Here is a 16894-nt window from a genome sequence, read left to right as displayed (position 1 = left end):
TATTTTTAAGTGGGTCGGGAGTACCAGTTTGGTGCTGGTCGTGCGATTTTTGGGCTGTCAGATCAAGCACCGCGCAGCCGGCGCTCGATCCGACAGCCCAAAAATCTCAGCTGATGCCTCAACGCACCCCTTTGACCGCCAGCACATTGCACAGCGGATGCTCCAGCACATGCGCCGTGGTCCCGCCCAGGAACGTCTGCATGGCGTCATGCCGGTGGTTGCCCATCACGATCACATCGACCCGGCCGTGGCTGACGAACTGGGCAATCGCCCGAATCGCTGCACCTTCCAGAAAGTGTCGGCGTTCCAGCGGGACCTGGTGATGGTCACCCAGGCGATTGAACGCTGCCCGTTGCGCGGTGCGCACACTGCCCTCGAAACCGGGCATGGTCACCGTGCCGGCGCCGAAGTCGGCGAGATGGGTCCTGGCCGCATCGCATACATGCAACAGGTGCAGTTCGGCGTTGCACTGCAGGGCCAAGGCATGGGCGCAGTGGATCACCTGCTCGTCCAGGTGTTCGCCGGCACCGTGGCTGTTGAGGTCGACGGCGACGGCGATTTGCCGGGGCAGCGGCAGGCGAATGTCGCTGACCAGGTGCACGGCCACCGGGCTGTCCTTGAGCAGTTGCCAGTCCAGCGGTGTGACCAACAGGCGCTTGAGCACCGGTTCGTGCTGTACATCCTTGATCAGCAAATCACAGCCCAACTGCTCGATGCGCTCGATCACGCTGCCCAGTGGGTCACGGGTGAGCAGCAGTTCGGTGGACACATCCAGGCCGTCATCGCGCAATTGCTCGGTGGCATCGGCCAGCCACTGGCGGTTGTCGGCAAGCAGCCGCTCGCGTTCACGGCCGTCGCTCATCAGGCCAAAGGTGTCGACATCGTCGACGAAGACATTGATATCCAGCAGGGCACCGCTGGATTCAGCCAACGCCGCCGCGCGTTGCAGCGCGGGCGTGTAACGCATCTGCGGGCCGAGCACGACTAACAAACGCTTGAACTGGCTCATCGCACACCTCCACGTGTGGGCAGCCCCCCGGTTCATGCCTGTTGATCTGGTCTGTTCAGTCTAGGCGGCAGCGGGCTTGCCCGCGAATACGCAGGCGTCTACTGCCAAAGGGTTTGTCGGGTATGATGCCAGCCCCATCATTTCACGAGGCCCGTTTCATGTCCCTGAGTGCTGAACAGACCGGCGAATTCCGCGCCTTCGCCGAGCAGTTGGCCGATGCCGCTGCAGCCGCGATCCAGCCGTACTTTCGTGCCAGCCTGGACGTCGAGGACAAGGGCGGGCGCCTGTACGACCCGGTGACCGTGGCCGACAAGGCTGCCGAAGACGCCATGCGCACGCTGATCCAGGCGCGTTACCCGGAACACGGCATTCTTGGCGAAGAGCAGGGGGTGGCAATCGGCAGCAGCCCATTGACCTGGGTGCTCGACCCCATCGATGGCACTCGCGCCTTCATCACCGGCCTGCCCCTGTGGGGCACGCTGATCGCCCTGAACGATGGTACCCGCCCCGTGCTGGGGGTGATGAACCAACCTTTCACCGGTGAGCGTTTCGTCGGTACCCCCGAAGGTGCGTGGCGCAGCGGCACGCCATTGAAGACCCGCGCCTGTGCAGACCTGGCGGCGGCAACCTTGATGTGCACGACGCCAGACATGTTCGATACCCCAGAGCGCAAGGCTGCGTTCCAGGCCGTGGCTGACAAGGCGCGGCTGATGCGCTACGGCGGCGATTGCTACGCCTACTGCATGCTGGCCTCGGGGTTTGTCGATGTGATCGTCGAAGCGAGCCTGCAACCGTATGACGTGCAGGCGCTGATGCCGATCATCGAAGGGGCGGGCGGGGTGATCACCGCTTGGGATGGCAGTTCGGCACAGCACGGCGGCTGTGTGGTGGCGTGCGGTGATCCGGTGCTGCACGCGCAGGTCGTGGAGCTGCTGCGCCACGCAATGTGATTGTTGCTTGTAAGGCTTTCATGGGCGCCAGCCTGGTAGACCTGAGCAAGCCGGCGAGCAGGTGCACTGACTTGCGGTAGCCCCGTCATCGCACTTTTTCCGGTTTGCGGGCTCTATGCTTGGCCAGGCCGCGCCGATCCCCGGCACGGCCGCCGATTTCGACCCGGTGCCGATGGTTGCAAGCAAACCCGTATTCTTCCCGCGCCTGCTGCTGGCAGGCACACTGGTCTGCCTGGGCGCCTGCACCCAGCAGCAAGGCCAGGACATCGTCAGCCAGTTCGGCAATGGCAAGCCCAGCGAGCTGTTCCAGACCAGTGTCGACCGCATGGCGACGCTGGCCATGCGCGACAACCTGCAGAGCCTGTACCTGCTGATGAACAAGCTGTACCTGCGCAACCCCAGCCAGTGGAAGATGTCCGGTTACCTCGATGCCGCCACTGCAGAGCGGCAGATCCGCATTGCCATCGAACAGCGTCAACCCTTGGCGCAGCTTGGCAACCGTCGCGACCTCGTTGCCTTGAGTTATGCCCTGAGCCCGGAGTTTCGCGGTGACCGGGTCGGTGCGTTCATCTACGCCATCGGCAGCATGCTGATCACCGCACACGGTGGGCGAACCGAGTTCTACATGACGGACACCATCGACCCTTTGTTCGTCAACAACGCCGCTCGCAACATCGAAAAGGCCACCTGGATGCTCAGCCAGCGCCAGGATGCCAATGGGGTATTGCTGTTATTTTCCAACGAGATTTCGCAGGAGGGCAGCAACCTGAGTTTTGCAGTGGAGTTCGGCAAGATCGTGGCGCGGCTGGATCTGCTGGCGCAACTGTTAGATGAGCGCTACCGGCGGATCGGGCTCAACTACGCGCAAAGCCTGTTGCTGATGAATTTCCTGCCGGTGCAGTGAACCCCGTTACAGCAATGCCCGAATCGCACGCTGATAGCGCTGGCCGGCGCGGCTCATGCTGTTGTTGTGGCTGGCCCCTGGTACCAGCAACAAGGTTTTGGGCTCCTGCGCCGCTTCGAACAATTGCTGGCTGAAACGCGGCGGCACGAAACGGTCGTCGAGCCCGTGCACCAGCAACAATGGCAGGCCGACGTCCTTGATCTTGTCCAGCGAATCGAATTTCTGCGACAGCAACCAGCGCACCGGCAGGGTGGTATCGGCCACGGCAGCGGCGACATCGCCCAGTGAGGTGAAGGTCGACTCCAGGATCAACCCCCGCGCCGGTGCTGTACCGCCGTCTTTCTGCGCCTGGCGCGCCAGGTCGGCAGCCAGCTCCACCGCCACTGCGCCGCCCAGTGAATGGCCAAAGATCAGGCGTTTGCCTGCATCGGGTTGCAGTTGGGCAAAACGCTCCCAGGCAATGCGCGCGTCTTCGTAAACTGTCGCTTCGGACGGCAGGCCGCCGCGGCTTTGGCCGAAGCCTCGGTAATCCACGGCCAGCACCGAATACCCCATGGCATGCAGCTGTTCGATGCGAAACAGCTGGCCGGTGAGGTTCCAGCGTACGCCGTGCAGGTAGAGGATGGCCGGCGCATCGGCGCGGCGGGCCGGCCACCACCAGGCGTGCAGGCTCTGATTGGCGGCGAAGCTGCGCGGGCGCAGGTCCAGTTCCTGCACGCCACTGGGCAGGCCGCGGAACCAGCTGGCCTGGCCAGGCTCGATACGGAATACCAGTTCGCGTTCCTTGTGCTGCAGCACGGCGCAGCCGGCCGGCAGGCCGACCATCAGGAAGGTGGCACACAGCCAGGTGAGCCAGCGACGGCGCAGGTGCGTAAGGAAGTAGGTGGGCATGCGGTTTTTTAACAGATCCGCAGGTTCTGATGTGGGAAAAGTTACCGGGTGGACGTGCAGGTTGGTTGCAAGCTGTTTCGTTCGATAACCGCCCAAGCGCTGCTCGCGCCTGTCCGATAGCCGCCCGGCCAATCCGAACATCTCATTGCCCAACCCCCATCTTTTGCTTAGTGTGGGACCAAGCCACCGGCGGTCAGCTGCCTTTAGAAACCCGACCCCGGCCCGGTAGAATGACCGTGAACGACCGCAACCACAGGCCCCAGGCCAGTAGGGCGCGGCGCCCAGAACAATAACGATGCCGAGTGCCTTGCCTATGGAAAGCCGCCTGCTGAGCGAGCGCAGTAGCGTGTTCCATCACGCCGACCCTTATGCGGTATCCGATTACGTCAACCGTCATGTGGGCCAGCACTGCATTGGCCTGTCGCGCACCACGCATCCGCAGGCCAGCCTCAGCCACCGCAAGTTCGCCGAGCTCGACCTGTGCCGCATCAGCTACGGTGGCAGCGTGCGGGTCACCTCACCAGCCCTGGAAACCATCTATCACTTGCAGGTGCTGCTCAACGGCAATTGCCTGTGGCGCGGGCATCAGCGCGAGCACCACCTGGTGCCGGGCGAGCTGCTGCTGATCAACCCCGACGACCCGGTGGACCTTACCTATTCCGAAGACTGCGAGAAGTTCATCCTCAAGGTGCCGACGCACATGCTCGACTCGATCTGCGAGGAGCAGCGCTGGCAACGGCCTGAGGGAGGGGTACGCTTTTTGCGCAACCACTACCGGCTCGAAGAGCTGGACGGTTTCGTCAACCTGCTGGCCATGGTCTGCCATGAGGCCGAGGTGAGTGATTCGCTGCCGCGTGTTCAGGGGCACTACAGCCAGATAGTCGCCAGCAAGCTGTTGACGCTGATGAGCACCAACATCCGCCGGGAAAGCCTGGCTACGCCGGGGGCCAGCCTGGAGCGGATCCTGGACTACATCGACCGCAACCTCAAACTGGAGCTGGCAGCCGAAACGCTGGCCGAACAGGCCTGCATGAGTGTGCGTTCATTGTATGCGTTGTTCGATCGCCACCTGGGCACCACGCCCAAGCAGTACGTACGCCAACGCAAACTGGAGCGGGTGCATGCGTGCCTGAGTGATGGCAGTTGCGCGGTGCGCAGTGTGACGGAACTGGCAATGGATTACGGCTTCCTGCACCTGGGGCGGTTTTCCGAGACCTACCGCGAGCGTTTTGGGCAGCTGCCTTCGCAGACCTTCAAGCAACGGCGCTGACTTGACGGGCACAATCGCTGGCAAGCCAGTTGCTCCCACAGGAGCCCTGCCAGCCTGGCGGGCAGGGCTTTACCTGTGGGCCCCAGCGAGGAACATCACAACGGATAGTGCTTCAACTCCCTGGCAATCAACATCCGCTGGATCTCGCTCGACCCTTCATAGATCTGCGTGATGCGTGCGTCACGGTAATAGCGCTCGACCGGGTAATCTTCCAGGTAGCCATAGCCGCCATGCACCTGGATCGCCATCGAGCACACCCGCTCGGCCATCTCCGATGCGAACAGCTTGGCCTGTGACGCCTCCGACAGGCAGGGTTTGCCTGCGCTACGCAGGCGCGCGGCATGCAGGATCAGCAGCCGTGCGGCATTGACCTGCACCTGCATGTCGGCCAGCAGGTTGGCGATGCTCTGGTGCTCGTTGATCGGCTTGCCGAACTGCACCCGGTCGCGGGAATAGACCAGCGCAGCCTCGAACGCGGCACGGGCGATGCCCAGGGCCTGGGCCGCGATGCCGATACGCCCGCCTTCGAGGTTGGACAAGGCAATGGCCAGGCCCTTGCCACGCTCGCCCAACAGGTTGGCGGCGGGGATGCGGCAATTGTCGAAGGTGACGGCGCAGGTGTCGGATGCACGGATACCCATCTTGTGTTCGCTGCGATCGACCTTGAACCCCGGATTGTCGGTGGGTACCAGGAATGCCGAGAGGCCTTTCTTGCCCAGCTCTGGGTCGGTCACGGCAAAGACGATCGCCAGGCCCGCGCGGCGGGCGTTGCTGACGAACTGCTTGGCGCCATTGATCACCCATTGGCCGTCGATCAACTCGGCGCGGGTGCGCAGGTTGTGCGCTTCGGAACCGGCCTGTGGCTCGGTCAGGCAGAAGCAGCCGATCACCTCGCCGCTGGCCAGGCGCGGCAGCCATGCCTGCTGCTGCTCGGGCGTGCCATAGGCCAGCAGCGGGCCGCAGCCCACCGAGTTGTGGATGCTCATCATCGCACCGGTGGCGCCACAGCCTGCGGAGATTTCCTCGACGGCCAGGGCATAGGCCACGTAGTCGGTGTAGCTGCCGCCGAAGTCTTCCGGCACCACCATGCCCAAGAGGCCCAGCTCACCCATCTTGCGCACCACGCCGTCATCGATCCAGCCGGCTTTTTCCCAGGCCTGGGCATGCGGGGCGATTTCGCCGCGGGCGAAGTCCCGGGCCATGTCGCGGATCATGATCTGCTCTTCGCTCAGTTCCAGGTCTTGCATCTGTGTACTCCCCGGCTCACAGGCCTTCGAAGAATTGGTCGACGCGCTGGCGTTGCAGGCCCACCAAGGTCGGCGGGTTCCAGCGTGGCTGCTTGTCCTTGTCGATGATCAGGGCGCGCACACCTTCGATGATGTCGCCGTGCTGGAACCACTGGCGGTCAAGGTGCAGCTCCATGGCGAAGCACGCTTCCAGCGGCAGGTAACGGCCGCGGCGCAACATCTCCAGGGTAACCGCCATGGCCAGTGGCGAGCGGCTTTCCAGCTGGTCGGCGGTGGCCAGCGCCCACTGGTGGCTGTCGCCGATGCTGACTGCCCGCAGTTGCTCGATGATTGCTGCCATATCAGGCAGGGCGAAGAAGTGGTCGATGACCGGGCGCAGTTTTTCCAGCGGCGCGTCGTCCAGCACCTGGCTGCCCAGCTTCGCGAGCAGGTTTTGCAACGCCTTGAGCGGATGGGCGCCGAAGTCCAGTTGGTCGAGGCCTTCATCCAGTTCCGCGAGTTTTTCGCTTGGCAGGTACCAGTCGGCCAGCCCGCAATACAGCGCGTCGGCCGCCTGGATCTGCGCGCCACTGACGCCCAGGTAGGTGCCCAGCTCCCCGGGGATGCGCGAGAGGAAGTAGCTGCCGCCAACGTCGGGGAAATAGCCGATGCCGACTTCGGGCATCCCCAGCCGGCTGCGCTCGGTGACGATACGCAGGTCGCAGCCCTGTGCCAGGCCCATGCCGCCACCCAGGGTGAAGCCGTCCATCAGCACCAGCACCGGTTTGCGGTAGCGGTGGATCGCTAGGTCAAGGGCGTATTCCTCGACGAAGAAGTCTTCGTGCAGCGTGTCGCCAGCCTTGTAGCTGTCATGCAGCGAGCGGATGTCGCCGCCGGCGCAAAAGCCTTTGGGGCCTTCGCCGCGCAGCACTACCGCTTGCACTTGCGGGTCGTCGGCCCAGTGGTCCAGGTGCTGGCGCAGGCTGCGCACCATGTCGAGGGTCAGGGCGTTGAGGCCACTGGGGCGGTTGAGGGTGAGGTGGCCAATCTGGTTGCGGACCTCGGCCAGTACATGGGCCGTTGCCGAGGTATGAGCGTGCGCGGTCATCGCGTTCTCCCTGCTTTGTTATTGATTTTCCAAGTGAAGTCTGGAGTGCGCTGGAGGATCGGTGGATCCTGTCATGCAAAATTGCCCTGCACAATGGATATATCTGCAGGTGAGGCGTGCGTTTTTGCCATGGCTACGGCTTTGAGTTTTTCAGGGTCTCGCATTGCAGGCAACCCTCTTGCAACCATTACCCTGACCGTAACGATCACGCCCCCAGCTTGATTGATCACCCAACCCCCGCGTCCTACTGTGCCCCCACGACAGCGAACCCGTGGAGTCACCCATGACCATAACGAAGAATCCACCGCCGCAATGGTCCAGGCGGCGCGCCGAGAAGCAGCGCCGCCTGGAGCGGGTCCGTCACCTGGCCGACGGTGTGGTGCTGCCAACCGAGCGCATCGTCGAGGCACTGGAGCTGTTGATCGCCCCAGGGGACCGGGTGGTGCTCGAAGGCAACAACCAGAAGCAGGCTGACTTCCTCTCCCGTTCGCTGGCCAAGGCCGACCCCGAGCGCCTGCACGACCTGCACATGATCATGCCCAGCGTCAGCCGTGCCGAGCATCTGGACCTGTTCGAACGGGGTATCGCCCGCAAGCTCGACTTTTCTTTCGCCGGCCCGCAGAGCCTGCGCATCGGCCAGTTGCTGGAAGACGGCCTGCTCGAAGTCGGCGCCATTCATACCTACATCGAGTTGTATTCGCGCCTGCTGGTCGACCTGATCCCCAATGTAACCCTGGTCGCCGGGTTCATGGCAGACCGTGACGGCAACCTGTACACCGGCCCCAGTACCGAGGACACCCCGGCACTGGTGGAGCCGGCCGCCTTCAGCGATGGCCTGGTGATCGCCCAGGTCAACCAGCTGGTCGACCGCGTCGACGACCTGCCGCGCGTGGACATTCCGGCTTCCTGGGTGGACTTCGTGGTGGTCGCTGACCAGCCGTTCTACATCGAGCCACTGTTCACCCGCGACCCACGGCACATCAAACCGGTGCACGTGCTGATGGCGATGATGGCCATCCGCGGCATCTACGAAAAACACAACGTGCAGTCGCTCAACCACGGCATTGGTTTCAACACGGCCGCCATCGAGCTGATCTTGCCGACCTACGGCGAGTCGCTGGGCCTGAAGGGCAAGATCTGCCGCAACTGGACGCTCAACCCGCACCCCACGCTGATCCCGGCCATCGAGACCGGCTGGGTCGAAAGCGTGCATTGCTTCGGTACCGAACTGGGCATGGAAGACTACATCGCGCAACGCCCGGACGTGTTTTTCACCGGCCGCGACGGCTCGCTGCGCTCCAACCGCATGATGTGCCAGCTGGCCGGGCAGTACGCGGTCGACCTGTTCATCGGCGCCACCTTGCAGGTCGATGGTGATGGCCATTCCTCGACCGTCACCCGCGGCCGCCTGGCCGGCTTCGGCGGCGCACCCAACATGGGCCACGACCCCCGCGGCAGGCGCCACGCCACCCCGGCCTGGCTCGACATGACGGTGCCCGACACCTTGCTCGAACGCGGCCGCAAGCTGGTGGTGCAGATGGTCGAAACCTACCAGGAAGGCGGCAAACCGACGTTCGTCGAAACCCTGGACGCCGTGGACGTGGCGAAGAAGGTCGGCATGCCGCTGGCACCGGTGATGATCTACGGCGATGACGTCACCCACCTGCTGACCGAAGAGGGTATCGCGTACCTGTACAAGGCCCGCAGCCTGCAAGAGCGCCAGCAGATGATCGCCGCCGTGGCCGGGGTCACCGCCATCGGCTTGCGCCATGACCCCAAGGACACCTTGCGCTTGCGCCAGCAAGGCCTGGTGGCCTTGCCCGAAGACCTGGGCATCCGCCGTACCGATGCCAGCCGTGAACTGCTCGCTGCGCGCAGCATCGCCGACCTGGTGGAGTGGTCCGGTGGCCTGTACAACCCGCCCGCACGGTTCAGGAGCTGGTGATGCAACTATTCGATCTGCAACCCTATGGTCCCCTTCACCGGGCCGGCCGCCCGCTTGAAAACTGCCCGATCCCTGTGGGGGCAGGCTTGCCGGCGATCAGGCCGGCACCTGAAAACGCAATATCCCTTGCCGACCGGCTGGCCGACCTGGCCGTTGAAGCCCTGTTGGACGAGGCCGACCTGTCACCCAAGCCCGGCCTGGTGGACCGGCGCAGCAGCGGCGCGCACAGCGACATGACGCTGGCCCTTATGCATGCCTCGGCGCTTGCCCTTTGGCCTTGCTTGCGGCAAATGGCCGACGCCGCCCAGGCCCATGGCGAGGTTGGCCTGGCGCTGCGCATCGAGCTGGGCCGTATCGGCCGTGAAGGGGAGGCTGCGATGCTGGCCACCACCGCCGGGGTCAATACCCACCGCGGCGCGATATGGGCCCTTGGCTTGCTGGTGGCCGCCCGGGCCCTGGATGCCCGGGCTGACGCGAGTACCGTCGCAGCCCGTGCCGGGCGCATCGCCCTGATCGATGACCCGGCCGCCACCGCCCACGACAGCCACGGCACCCAGGTGCGCCACCGTTACGGCGCCGGCGGTGCCCGCGAACAGGCGCAACAGGGCTTTCCTGCCGTGATCGAACACGGCCTGCCGCAACTGCGCCGCAGCCGCGCCAACGGTGTCAGCGAAAACCACGCACGCCTCGATGCCTTGCTGGCGATCATGGCCGCGCTGAGTGACACCTGCGTGCTCTGGCGCGCCGGCCCCGAGGGCCTGCAAACGCTGCAACAGGGCGCACGCCATGTGCTCGCTGCCGGTGGCAGTGCCACCCTCGACGGCCGCCGCCACTTGCGCCTGCTGGACACCCAACTGTTGCAACTGAACGCCTCACCGGGCGGTGCCGCCGACCTGCTGGCCGCCTGCCTGTTCCTCGACAAAGCCGGGAGCCTGTGACATGGAAACCCTGACCTTTCAATTCCCTGCCGCCGAGCCTGGCCGTGGCCGCACCCTGGTGGGTTGCGTCAGCTCGGGCGACCTGGAAGTCCTGATGGAGCCCGGCACGGCCGGCAGCCTGAACATCCAGGTGGTGACCTCGGTCAACGGCAGCGGCGCCCGCTGGGAGCAACTGTTCCAGCGCCTGTTCCAAGGGCGCACGTGGCCGGCGGTGAACATCGACATCCATGATTTCGGCGCCACGCCTGGCGTGGTACGCCTGCGCCTTGAGCAAGGTTTCGAGGAGATCGCCCATGACTGACACCGAACGCTTGCTGCAGAGCCGCAGCTTCGTCGAACTGGGAGCGCGCCAGCGTGCCCGCACCTTGCTCGACCCAGGCAGTTTTCGCGAACTGCTAGGCCCGTTCGAGCGGCTGATGTCGCCGTGGTTGCCGCGCCAGGGCATCGTGCCCCAGGCCGACGACGGCGTGGTCATCGCCAAGGGCTTGCTCGGTGGCCGCAACACGGTCATCGCCGCCATCGAAGGCGCGTTCCAGGGCGGCAGCATGGGCGAAGTGGGCGGGGCCAAGATTGCCGGTGCGCTGGAGCTGGCCATAGAAGACAACCGCAACGGCATCCCGACCTGCGCCGTGCTGCTGCTGGAGACCGGCGGGGTGCGCCTGCAGGAGGCCAACCTGGGCCTTGCGGCGATCGCCGAGATCCAGGCGGCCATCGTCGAGCTGCGCCGCCATCAGCCGGTGGTCGGGCTGGTCGCAGGCTCGGTGGGCTGCTTTGGCGGCATGTCCATCGCAGCGGGGCTGTGCAGCCACCTGCTGGTGACCCGTGAGGCGCGCCTGGGCCTCAACGGCCCGCAGGTGATCGAGCAGGAAGCTGGCATCGCCGAGTACGACGCCAAGGACCGCCCCTTCATCTGGAGCCTGACCGGTGGCGAGCAGCGATATGCCAGCGGCCTGGTGGATGGTTATGTGGCCGATGACGTCGACAGCATTCGCCAGCAGCTGCTGCAGTTGCTCGACGTACCCAGCGCCAACCGTGCAGGCCGCCACGCCTGGTACCTCGAGCGGCTTGCCAGCCTGGGCAATGACTGCCCGCAACTGGACGCCGCCGCCGTACGCGCCCTTTACCAAGGAGATGCCTCATGAACCGTGCCCTGAACTGGCTGCCAGGCCTGGCCGGCAGCGAAGCACTGCCAGGATATCCCGCCTCGCTGCGGGTCATCGACGGCGAGCTGGACAACCGCACGGCGCGCTTCATTGCCGTGGTGCCGGATGCGCACAACCCGTTCCCCCGGGCGCGCAACGGTGAAGTCGGCCTGCTCGAAGGCTGGGCCTTGGCCAAGGCGGTGAGCGAGGCGATTGAGCTGGACCGCGATGGCGAGAAGCGCGCCATCGTCGCGGTCATCGATGTGCCCAGCCAGGCCTATGGCCGCCGCGAGGAAGCCTTGGGCATCCACCAGGCGCTGGCCGCTGCGGTGCAGGCCTATGCCCAGGCACGCCTGGCCGGGCACCCGGTCATCGGCCTGCTGGTGGGCAAGGCCATGTCCGGTGCGTTTCTGGCCCACGGCTACCAGGCCCAGCGGCTGATTGCACTGGATGACAGCGGGGTGATGGTGCACGCGATGGGCAAGGCGGCGGCGGCGCGGATCACCTTGCGCAGCGTCGAAGAATTGGAAACCTTGGCCGCCGAGGTGCCGCCGATGGCCTACGACCTGGCCAGCTATGCCTCGCTGGGTCTTTTGTGGCGGCGCCTGAGTGTGGACAACGCGGATACCCCGAGCGCAAGCGATCTGGCCCAGGTGCGTGCGTGCCTGGCCGAAGCGCTGCGCGATATCGGCAACACGACCGACCTGACGTCACGGTTGGCCGGCGAGCACCGCAGTGCGTCCCGCGAAGTGCGTGCACGCTTGCGCAGCCAGTGGCAGGAGGCCTGAGATGAGCGCGCCGCAGCCACATGACCTGCTCTGGGGGATGACCCCGGCCGCGCTGCCTGTCGATGCCCCTGCCTGGGCCACGCAGGTACTGGCGGCCGGGCAGCCGGTGGTGGTGCGCCGTGCCTGCGGCGCGGCAGGTTGGGTGGCGGTGGGGCTGCGCGGGGAGGGGCGCGCGCAGCGCCTGGGTGTTCAGATGCGCGTGGCGGACATTCGCCGGCAACTGCGCGCCGAAGCCTTGCGCGGGCAGGGCGCGAGCCCCTGGGCCGCGCTACAGGCGCTGGCCAGCGTGGCCCCTGTGCTCGACGCCTGCGGGCTGGCCTGGGGGCCGACGGGCGGGGTGGGTTACCAGCTGGCTACAGGGGTTGAGGTGCTGCACGCGGCCAGCGACCTCGACCTGCTGCTACGCACACCGCGGCCCATGAGCCGGGCAAAGGCGCGTGAGTTGCTCGATAGCCTCGACTGCGGCCCTTGCCGTATCGACGTGCAACTGCAAACCCCTGCAGGTGGCATCGCCCTTCGCGAATGGGCCGGGGTGGGGCAGCGCGTGCTGCTCAAGTCGGCGCTTGGCGCACGGCTGGTGGCCGACCCGTGGAACCTGCTGGAGTGCGCAGCGTGAGCAGCCTGTTCGCCTTCCCTGGCCAGGGCGCGCAGCAGGCGGGGATGCTGCATCGCCTGCCCGAAGGCTCGGCAGTGTTGCTGGAAGAGGCCAGTGACACCCTCAATGAACAGGTGCTGGCCCTGGACAGCCAGCAGGCATTGCAATCGACCCGGGCCGTGCAGTTGTGCCTGCTGTTGGCCGGGGTGGCCTGGGCGCGCACGTTATTGCAACGCAGCCCGGCGCCCGACTATGTGGCAGGGCTGTCGATAGGCGCCTACCCTGCCGCCGTCACCGCGGGCGCCCTGGCATTTACCGATGCCGTACGCCTTGTGGCCCTGCGTGGTGAGCTCATGCAACGTGCCTACCCCCAAGGCTACGGCATGACCGCCTTGAGCAGCCTGGATCTGGCCAGTGTCGAGCGCTTGCTGGCGCAGGTGGGCGGCCAGGTGTACCTGGCCAACCTCAACAGCGATAACCAGATCGTCATCGCCGGCAGCGACACGGCCATGGCCGAGGTTGCCGCCAGGGCGCGCAACCGTGGCCAGGGCGTGGCCAGGCGCCTGGCGGTCAGCGTGCCCTCCCATTGCCGCTTGCTCGACGGCCCGGCGGCCGAACTGGCACACGCGTTTGCCAGCGTTAAGATCAACCGCCCGCGCATCACCTACCTCAGTGGCAGCAGCGCGCGGCCGCTGTTCGAGCCGCAACGCCTGCGTGACGACCTGGCCGGCAACATGGCCCGGCTCGTCGACTGGCGTGCTACGTTGCGCAACGCCTATGAGCGCGGCGTGCGCCTGCACCTGGAGCTACCGCCCGGCAGCGTGCTGACCGGCCTGGCCCGCCCGGTGTTCGAACAGGGGCGCGTGCTTGCCCTGGAGCAAACCCGACTCGATACAGTGGACGCCCTGCTGCGTCAGGAGGTCAGCCAGCGCCCATAAATGCCGTGTTTTTCGAAGGACAACAACAAGCAACTTCGACCCAACGCGAGGACAACAACAATGATCATCTACGGTGTGGCCTTTCTGGCCCTGTGTACCCTTGTAGGCCTGTTTATCGGTGAACTCCTGGGCAAGCTCCTGGGCGTACCTGCCAACGTCGGCGGTGTCGGCATCGCCATGCTGCTGCTGATTTTCATCGGCAGTTACCTCAACAAGCGTGGCCTGATCAAGGCCAAGTCCGAACAGGGCGTGGAATTCTGGAGCGCCATTTACATCCCCATCGTGGTGGCCATGGCCGCCCAGCAGAATGTACTGGGCGCGTTGTCCGGTGGGCCGATGGCGATAACGGCAGGCGTCGTGGCGGTGGTCGCAAGCTTTGCCATGGTGCCGCTGCTGGACCGCATCGGGCAAAAGAAGCCTGAGGCGGGCACCGACAAACCCCTGACTGCTTCGCAACGGTGACCGCCATGTACGAATCCATGATGAAAGTGATCAACGGTTATGGCCTGGTCAGTGGTTTCGCGGTGATCGGCGTGACCATGTGGCTGTCCTACTGGTTCTCCGACAAGCTGACCCGCGGGCGTTTGCACGGCTCTGCCATCGCTATTTTCCTGGGCCTGGCGTTGTCTTACGTCGGCGGGGTGATGACGGGCGGGCAAAAAGGGCTGGTGGACATTCCGCTGCTGTCCGGCATCGGCCTGCTGGGCGGGGCCATGTTGCGGGACTTCGCCATCGTCGCCACGGCCTTTGGCGTCAACATCGAAGAACTCAAGCGCGCCGGGGTGTCCGGGGTGATATCGCTGTTCTTCGGCATCGGCACCTCGTTCGTCGCAGGGGTAGGGGTGGCCATGGCCTTTGGTTACACCGATGCGGTCAGCCTGACCACCATCGGCGCCGGGGCAGTGACCTATATCGTCGGGCCGGTGACGGGCGCTGCGATTGGCGCAAGCTCCGAGGTGATGGCGCTGTCGATTGCCGCCGGGCTGGTCAAAGCGATCCTGGTCATGGTGGTGACGCCGTTCGTGGCACCGATGATCGGTTTGAACAACCCGCGCACTGCGGTGATCTTCGGTGGCTTGATGGGCACCTCCAGCGGTGTGGCCGGTGGGCTGGCGGCGACCGACCCCAAGCTGGTGCCCTATGGCTGCCTGACCGCAGCGTTCTACACCGCCTTGGGCTGCCTGCTGGGGCCTTCGCTGCTGTACTTCTGCATGCGTGGCCTGGTGGCGTAGGCCGGCTTTGTCGCGGTGGTTCTGGCGAACCGCCGCGGTGTGCGCCGCTCAGTTTTCCCGGCTGTACATTCGGCATTCCGCCAGCAGCGCCAGCAGGTTGGGCTCGCGCTCCCGGGCCTTGAGGAACACCACGCCGATATGTTGCTGCAGCCGGTAACGCGGCTGCAGCGCAATCAGCTTCACCCGGTTTTCGTACACCGCAGCAATGCGCCCCGGCAACAGTGCAAAGCCCACCCCCGAACTGACCATGCTGAGCAGGGTGAAGATGTCGTTCACCTGCATCGCCACCTTCGGCTCGAACCCGGCCTGCTGGAACACCCGTGCGCCATCGCGGTGGGTGGCAAAGCCTTGGGTCAGGGTGATGAAGGTGGACTCGGCCAGGTCCGCCAGGTCCACCTCCTGCTGCTCGGCAAACGGCGAATCAGTGGGCACGGCGAGGTAGATATCGTCGGAGAACAGCGGCAATTGCTCGCAGGCAGGGTCGGCCGCGCTTTCATCCAGCGACACCAGCACCGCTTCCAGTTCATGGTTCTTCAGCCGCTGCAGCAGGTCGACATTCGAGCCCAGGGTCAGGTCGATGTTCAGCTCGCTGCGCCGCAGCTTCAGGCCCATCACCAGTTTGGGCACGGTCTTCACGGTCAGCGAATACAGGGCCCCGAGGCGGAAGCGCTCGGCGTAGAAACCAGCCGCCTCGCGGGTCTGGCGCACCATCTGCTCAGCGTCCTGGATCAACTGGCGGGCTTTCTTTTCCAGCACATAGGCGCTTTCCAGCGGAATCAGCTGACGGCCTTCGTGCTTGAACAGCGGGCAGCGCAGGGCGCTTTCCAGCGAATGAATGGCCCGGTGCACGCTGACCGCGCTGGTGGACAACTCGGCGGCGGCGCGCCCGAGGTTGCCGCTGCGCATGAAGGCGAGGAAGGTCTCGAGTTTTTTCAGGGTCAGTTCTTCGTCGATCAGCATGTTCAGGCCCTGAAATGAAAGAGCTGCAGAGCATGCCACAACCTCACCCCGAAGGGTGATGGCCGCCCCCGGCATCCCATGCAAGAATCCCAACCATGACCACCCCGGCATGGGACGACGACAATGAGCAAAGACCGGCTGAAATCGCCCGACTGGTACGCGCAGATGGCCCGTGTCATCGACGCCCAAGGCACGCCGGGCTTCGTCGAGGCGCTGTTCGCCGCGCTCAAGTTGCTTGCGCCGTGCCAGGCCATCACGGTGTTTCTTTACCCACGCAAGGGCCTGCCCTCGGCGTTGTTCGTCAAGGACGAGGAGGGCCCATGGCTGCCCGAAGGCAACGTGCAGCGCTACCTGGAAGGCTACTACCTGCTGTGCCCGTTCTACCGTGCCTGCATGGACGGTGTGGCTGCCGGCTGCTTTCGCCTCAGCGACGTTGCCCCCGACCATTTCAAGCGCAGCGAGTACTACCTGTCGTTCTACCAGCACGCACACCTGGAGGACGAACTGAACTTCATCGTCCCTCTGGATGAACACCTGACCATCGCCGTGGCCCTGGCCAGTACCCGACGCCTGGACCGTCAGCAGGTCAGCGACCTCAAATGTGTGGCGCCCTGGGTGGTGGCCGTGGTGCGGCGCCAGTGGAGCCACCTGGATGTCGATGCCGTGGGCGGGCGCTTCGAAAGTGCCCTGGGCCGGCAGATCAACGCCGCGCTGAACAACTTCGGCTCCTCGCTGCTCACCGAGCGCGAGTGCCGCATCGCCCAGTACCTGCTGCGCGGCCACTCCACGCGCTCGTTGGCCGAGCGCCTGGGCATCAGTGAAGACACGGTCAAGACCCACCGCAAGAACCTCTACACCAAGCTCGACATCGCCAAGCAGTCAGAGCTGTTCTCGCTGTTCATCGATTCGCTGGCCCAGGCCCAGGAAGGCTTGAGCAAGGACCCGCTGGAAAGCTACCTGCGAAGGCGCTGACGGCGCCACGTCCACCCAGACCTACA

Annotated in this window: 18 protein-coding genes; 13 read left to right on the top strand and 5 right to left on the bottom strand. The window is 65.1% G+C overall.

Features of this window, described 5'->3' with window-relative positions:
• Positions 1–118 precede the first annotated feature (118 nt).
• Positions 119–1009 carry a universal stress protein gene (locus EGJ09_RS09635; RefSeq protein ID WP_125923695.1) on the bottom strand — a complete coding sequence of 297 codons (891 nt, stop codon included), beginning with the start codon at positions 1007–1009 and terminating at the stop codon, positions 119–121.
• Positions 1010–1167: 158 nt separating this feature from the next.
• On the opposite strand from EGJ09_RS09635, the gene hisN reads away from it, so the two are divergent.
• Together hisN and EGJ09_RS09625 are read left to right on the top strand one after the other, a co-directional pair.
• Positions 1168–1959, top strand: coding sequence for a histidinol-phosphatase (gene hisN / locus EGJ09_RS09630; RefSeq protein WP_046786399.1), 792 nt, complete (start codon positions 1168–1170; stop codon positions 1957–1959).
• Between the two features lie 172 nt (positions 1960–2131).
• On the top strand, positions 2132–2863 hold the full coding sequence (locus EGJ09_RS09625; RefSeq protein ID WP_115275530.1) for a hypothetical protein: 732 nt from the start codon (positions 2132–2134) through the stop codon (positions 2861–2863).
• A 6-nt stretch (positions 2864–2869) separates the two neighbouring features.
• Here the strand turns inward: EGJ09_RS09625 and EGJ09_RS09620 are convergent, their stop codons facing one another.
• Positions 2870–3754, bottom strand: a complete 885-nt coding sequence (locus EGJ09_RS09620; RefSeq protein ID WP_125923694.1) for an alpha/beta hydrolase — start codon at positions 3752–3754, stop codon at positions 2870–2872.
• A 313-nt stretch (positions 3755–4067) separates the two neighbouring features.
• On the opposite strand from EGJ09_RS09620, the gene EGJ09_RS09615 reads away from it, so the two are divergent.
• On the top strand, positions 4068–5024 hold the full coding sequence (locus EGJ09_RS09615; RefSeq protein ID WP_046786014.1) for an AraC family transcriptional regulator: 957 nt from the start codon (positions 4068–4070) through the stop codon (positions 5022–5024).
• Positions 5025–5119: 95 nt separating this feature from the next.
• On the opposite strand, the gene EGJ09_RS09610 is transcribed toward EGJ09_RS09615, so the two are convergent.
• Together EGJ09_RS09610 and EGJ09_RS09605 are read right to left on the bottom strand one after the other, a co-directional pair.
• Positions 5120–6271 (bottom strand): acyl-CoA dehydrogenase family protein, encoded by a 1152-nt coding sequence (locus EGJ09_RS09610; protein ID WP_125923693.1) that lies wholly within the window; start codon positions 6269–6271, stop codon positions 5120–5122.
• A gap of 16 nt (positions 6272–6287) precedes the next feature.
• Positions 6288–7358: an enoyl-CoA hydratase/isomerase family protein gene (locus tag EGJ09_RS09605; RefSeq protein WP_125923692.1), complete on the bottom strand. Its 1071-nt coding sequence runs from the start codon at positions 7356–7358 to the stop codon at positions 6288–6290.
• 283 nt (positions 7359–7641) lie between these two features.
• Between EGJ09_RS09605 and mdcA the strand changes: the two genes are divergently transcribed.
• From mdcA to madM, 9 genes are read left to right on the top strand one after another with little or no spacing between them, the layout of a single operon-like run.
• Entirely contained in the window at positions 7642–9303 is a 1662-nt protein-coding gene (gene mdcA, locus EGJ09_RS09600; protein ID WP_125923691.1) for a malonate decarboxylase subunit alpha, read from the top strand.
• Positions 9303–10241: a triphosphoribosyl-dephospho-CoA synthase gene (locus tag EGJ09_RS09595; RefSeq protein ID WP_256658423.1), complete on the top strand. Its 939-nt coding sequence runs from the start codon at positions 9303–9305 to the stop codon at positions 10239–10241. Before mdcA ends, EGJ09_RS09595 begins: the two co-directional genes overlap by 1 nt.
• 1 nt (position 10242) lies before the next feature.
• Entirely contained in the window at positions 10243–10542 is a 300-nt protein-coding gene (locus EGJ09_RS09590; RefSeq protein ID WP_012314731.1) for a malonate decarboxylase subunit delta, read from the top strand.
• Entirely contained in the window at positions 10535–11383 is an 849-nt protein-coding gene (locus tag EGJ09_RS09585) for a biotin-independent malonate decarboxylase subunit beta (protein ID WP_125923690.1), read from the top strand. The genes EGJ09_RS09590 and EGJ09_RS09585 overlap by 8 nt, the downstream gene beginning before the upstream one ends.
• Positions 11380–12171, top strand: a complete 792-nt coding sequence (gene mdcE, locus EGJ09_RS09580; protein WP_046786020.1) for a biotin-independent malonate decarboxylase subunit gamma — start codon at positions 11380–11382, stop codon at positions 12169–12171. The genes EGJ09_RS09585 and mdcE overlap by 4 nt, the downstream gene beginning before the upstream one ends.
• A gap of 1 nt (position 12172) precedes the next feature.
• On the top strand, positions 12173–12787 hold the full coding sequence (locus EGJ09_RS09575; RefSeq protein WP_125923689.1) for a malonate decarboxylase holo-ACP synthase: 615 nt from the start codon (positions 12173–12175) through the stop codon (positions 12785–12787).
• Positions 12784–13704 carry a malonate decarboxylase subunit epsilon gene (gene mdcH, locus EGJ09_RS09570; protein ID WP_125923688.1) on the top strand — a complete coding sequence of 307 codons (921 nt, stop codon included), beginning with the start codon at positions 12784–12786 and terminating at the stop codon, positions 13702–13704. The genes EGJ09_RS09575 and mdcH overlap by 4 nt, the downstream gene beginning before the upstream one ends.
• A gap of 60 nt (positions 13705–13764) precedes the next feature.
• On the top strand, positions 13765–14166 hold the full coding sequence (gene madL / locus EGJ09_RS09565) for a malonate transporter subunit MadL (protein ID WP_115274637.1): 402 nt from the start codon (positions 13765–13767) through the stop codon (positions 14164–14166).
• 5 nt (positions 14167–14171) lie between these two features.
• Positions 14172–14936, top strand: coding sequence for a malonate transporter subunit MadM (gene madM, locus EGJ09_RS09560; protein ID WP_012314725.1), 765 nt, complete (start codon positions 14172–14174; stop codon positions 14934–14936).
• 48 nt (positions 14937–14984) lie between these two features.
• On the opposite strand, the gene EGJ09_RS09555 is transcribed toward madM, so the two are convergent.
• A complete protein-coding gene (locus EGJ09_RS09555; protein ID WP_125923687.1) occupies positions 14985–15896 on the bottom strand; it encodes a LysR substrate-binding domain-containing protein in 912 nt (303 codons plus the stop codon).
• 123 nt (positions 15897–16019) lie between these two features.
• On the opposite strand from EGJ09_RS09555, the gene EGJ09_RS09550 reads away from it, so the two are divergent.
• Positions 16020–16868 carry a helix-turn-helix transcriptional regulator gene (locus EGJ09_RS09550; protein WP_119687137.1) on the top strand — a complete coding sequence of 283 codons (849 nt, stop codon included), beginning with the start codon at positions 16020–16022 and terminating at the stop codon, positions 16866–16868.
• Positions 16869–16894 lie beyond the last annotated feature (26 nt).

Origin of the sequence: Pseudomonas sp. p106 (assembly GCF_003936645.1) — a bacterium.
In the GTDB taxonomy this organism is placed as follows: domain Bacteria; phylum Pseudomonadota; class Gammaproteobacteria; order Pseudomonadales; family Pseudomonadaceae; genus Aquipseudomonas; species Aquipseudomonas putida_E.
This window is presented reverse-complemented; position numbering and strand designations above follow the sequence as displayed.

Coding starts and splice junctions, on each gene's coding strand:
- EGJ09_RS09635 (WP_125923695.1), bottom strand. CDS start 1,009: ATGAGCCAGTTCAAGCGTTTGTTAGTCGTGCTCGGCCCGCAGATGCGT.
- hisN (WP_046786399.1), top strand. CDS start 1,168: ATGTCCCTGAGTGCTGAACAGACCGGCGAATTCCGCGCCTTCGCCGAG.
- EGJ09_RS09625 (WP_115275530.1), top strand. CDS start 2,132: ATGGTTGCAAGCAAACCCGTATTCTTCCCGCGCCTGCTGCTGGCAGGC.
- EGJ09_RS09620 (WP_125923694.1), bottom strand. CDS start 3,754: ATGCCCACCTACTTCCTTACGCACCTGCGCCGTCGCTGGCTCACCTGG.
- EGJ09_RS09615 (WP_046786014.1), top strand. CDS start 4,068: ATGGAAAGCCGCCTGCTGAGCGAGCGCAGTAGCGTGTTCCATCACGCC.
- EGJ09_RS09610 (WP_125923693.1), bottom strand. CDS start 6,271: ATGCAAGACCTGGAACTGAGCGAAGAGCAGATCATGATCCGCGACATG.
- EGJ09_RS09605 (WP_125923692.1), bottom strand. CDS start 7,358: ATGACCGCGCACGCTCATACCTCGGCAACGGCCCATGTACTGGCCGAG.
- mdcA (WP_125923691.1), top strand. CDS start 7,642: ATGACCATAACGAAGAATCCACCGCCGCAATGGTCCAGGCGGCGCGCC.
- EGJ09_RS09595 (WP_256658423.1), top strand. CDS start 9,303: ATGCAACTATTCGATCTGCAACCCTATGGTCCCCTTCACCGGGCCGGC.
- EGJ09_RS09590 (WP_012314731.1), top strand. CDS start 10,243: ATGGAAACCCTGACCTTTCAATTCCCTGCCGCCGAGCCTGGCCGTGGC.
- EGJ09_RS09585 (WP_125923690.1), top strand. CDS start 10,535: ATGACTGACACCGAACGCTTGCTGCAGAGCCGCAGCTTCGTCGAACTG.
- mdcE (WP_046786020.1), top strand. CDS start 11,380: ATGAACCGTGCCCTGAACTGGCTGCCAGGCCTGGCCGGCAGCGAAGCA.
- EGJ09_RS09575 (WP_125923689.1), top strand. CDS start 12,173: ATGAGCGCGCCGCAGCCACATGACCTGCTCTGGGGGATGACCCCGGCC.
- madL (WP_115274637.1), top strand. CDS start 13,765: ATGATCATCTACGGTGTGGCCTTTCTGGCCCTGTGTACCCTTGTAGGC.
- madM (WP_012314725.1), top strand. CDS start 14,172: ATGTACGAATCCATGATGAAAGTGATCAACGGTTATGGCCTGGTCAGT.
- EGJ09_RS09555 (WP_125923687.1), bottom strand. CDS start 15,896: ATGCTGATCGACGAAGAACTGACCCTGAAAAAACTCGAGACCTTCCTC.
- EGJ09_RS09550 (WP_119687137.1), top strand. CDS start 16,020: ATGAGCAAAGACCGGCTGAAATCGCCCGACTGGTACGCGCAGATGGCC.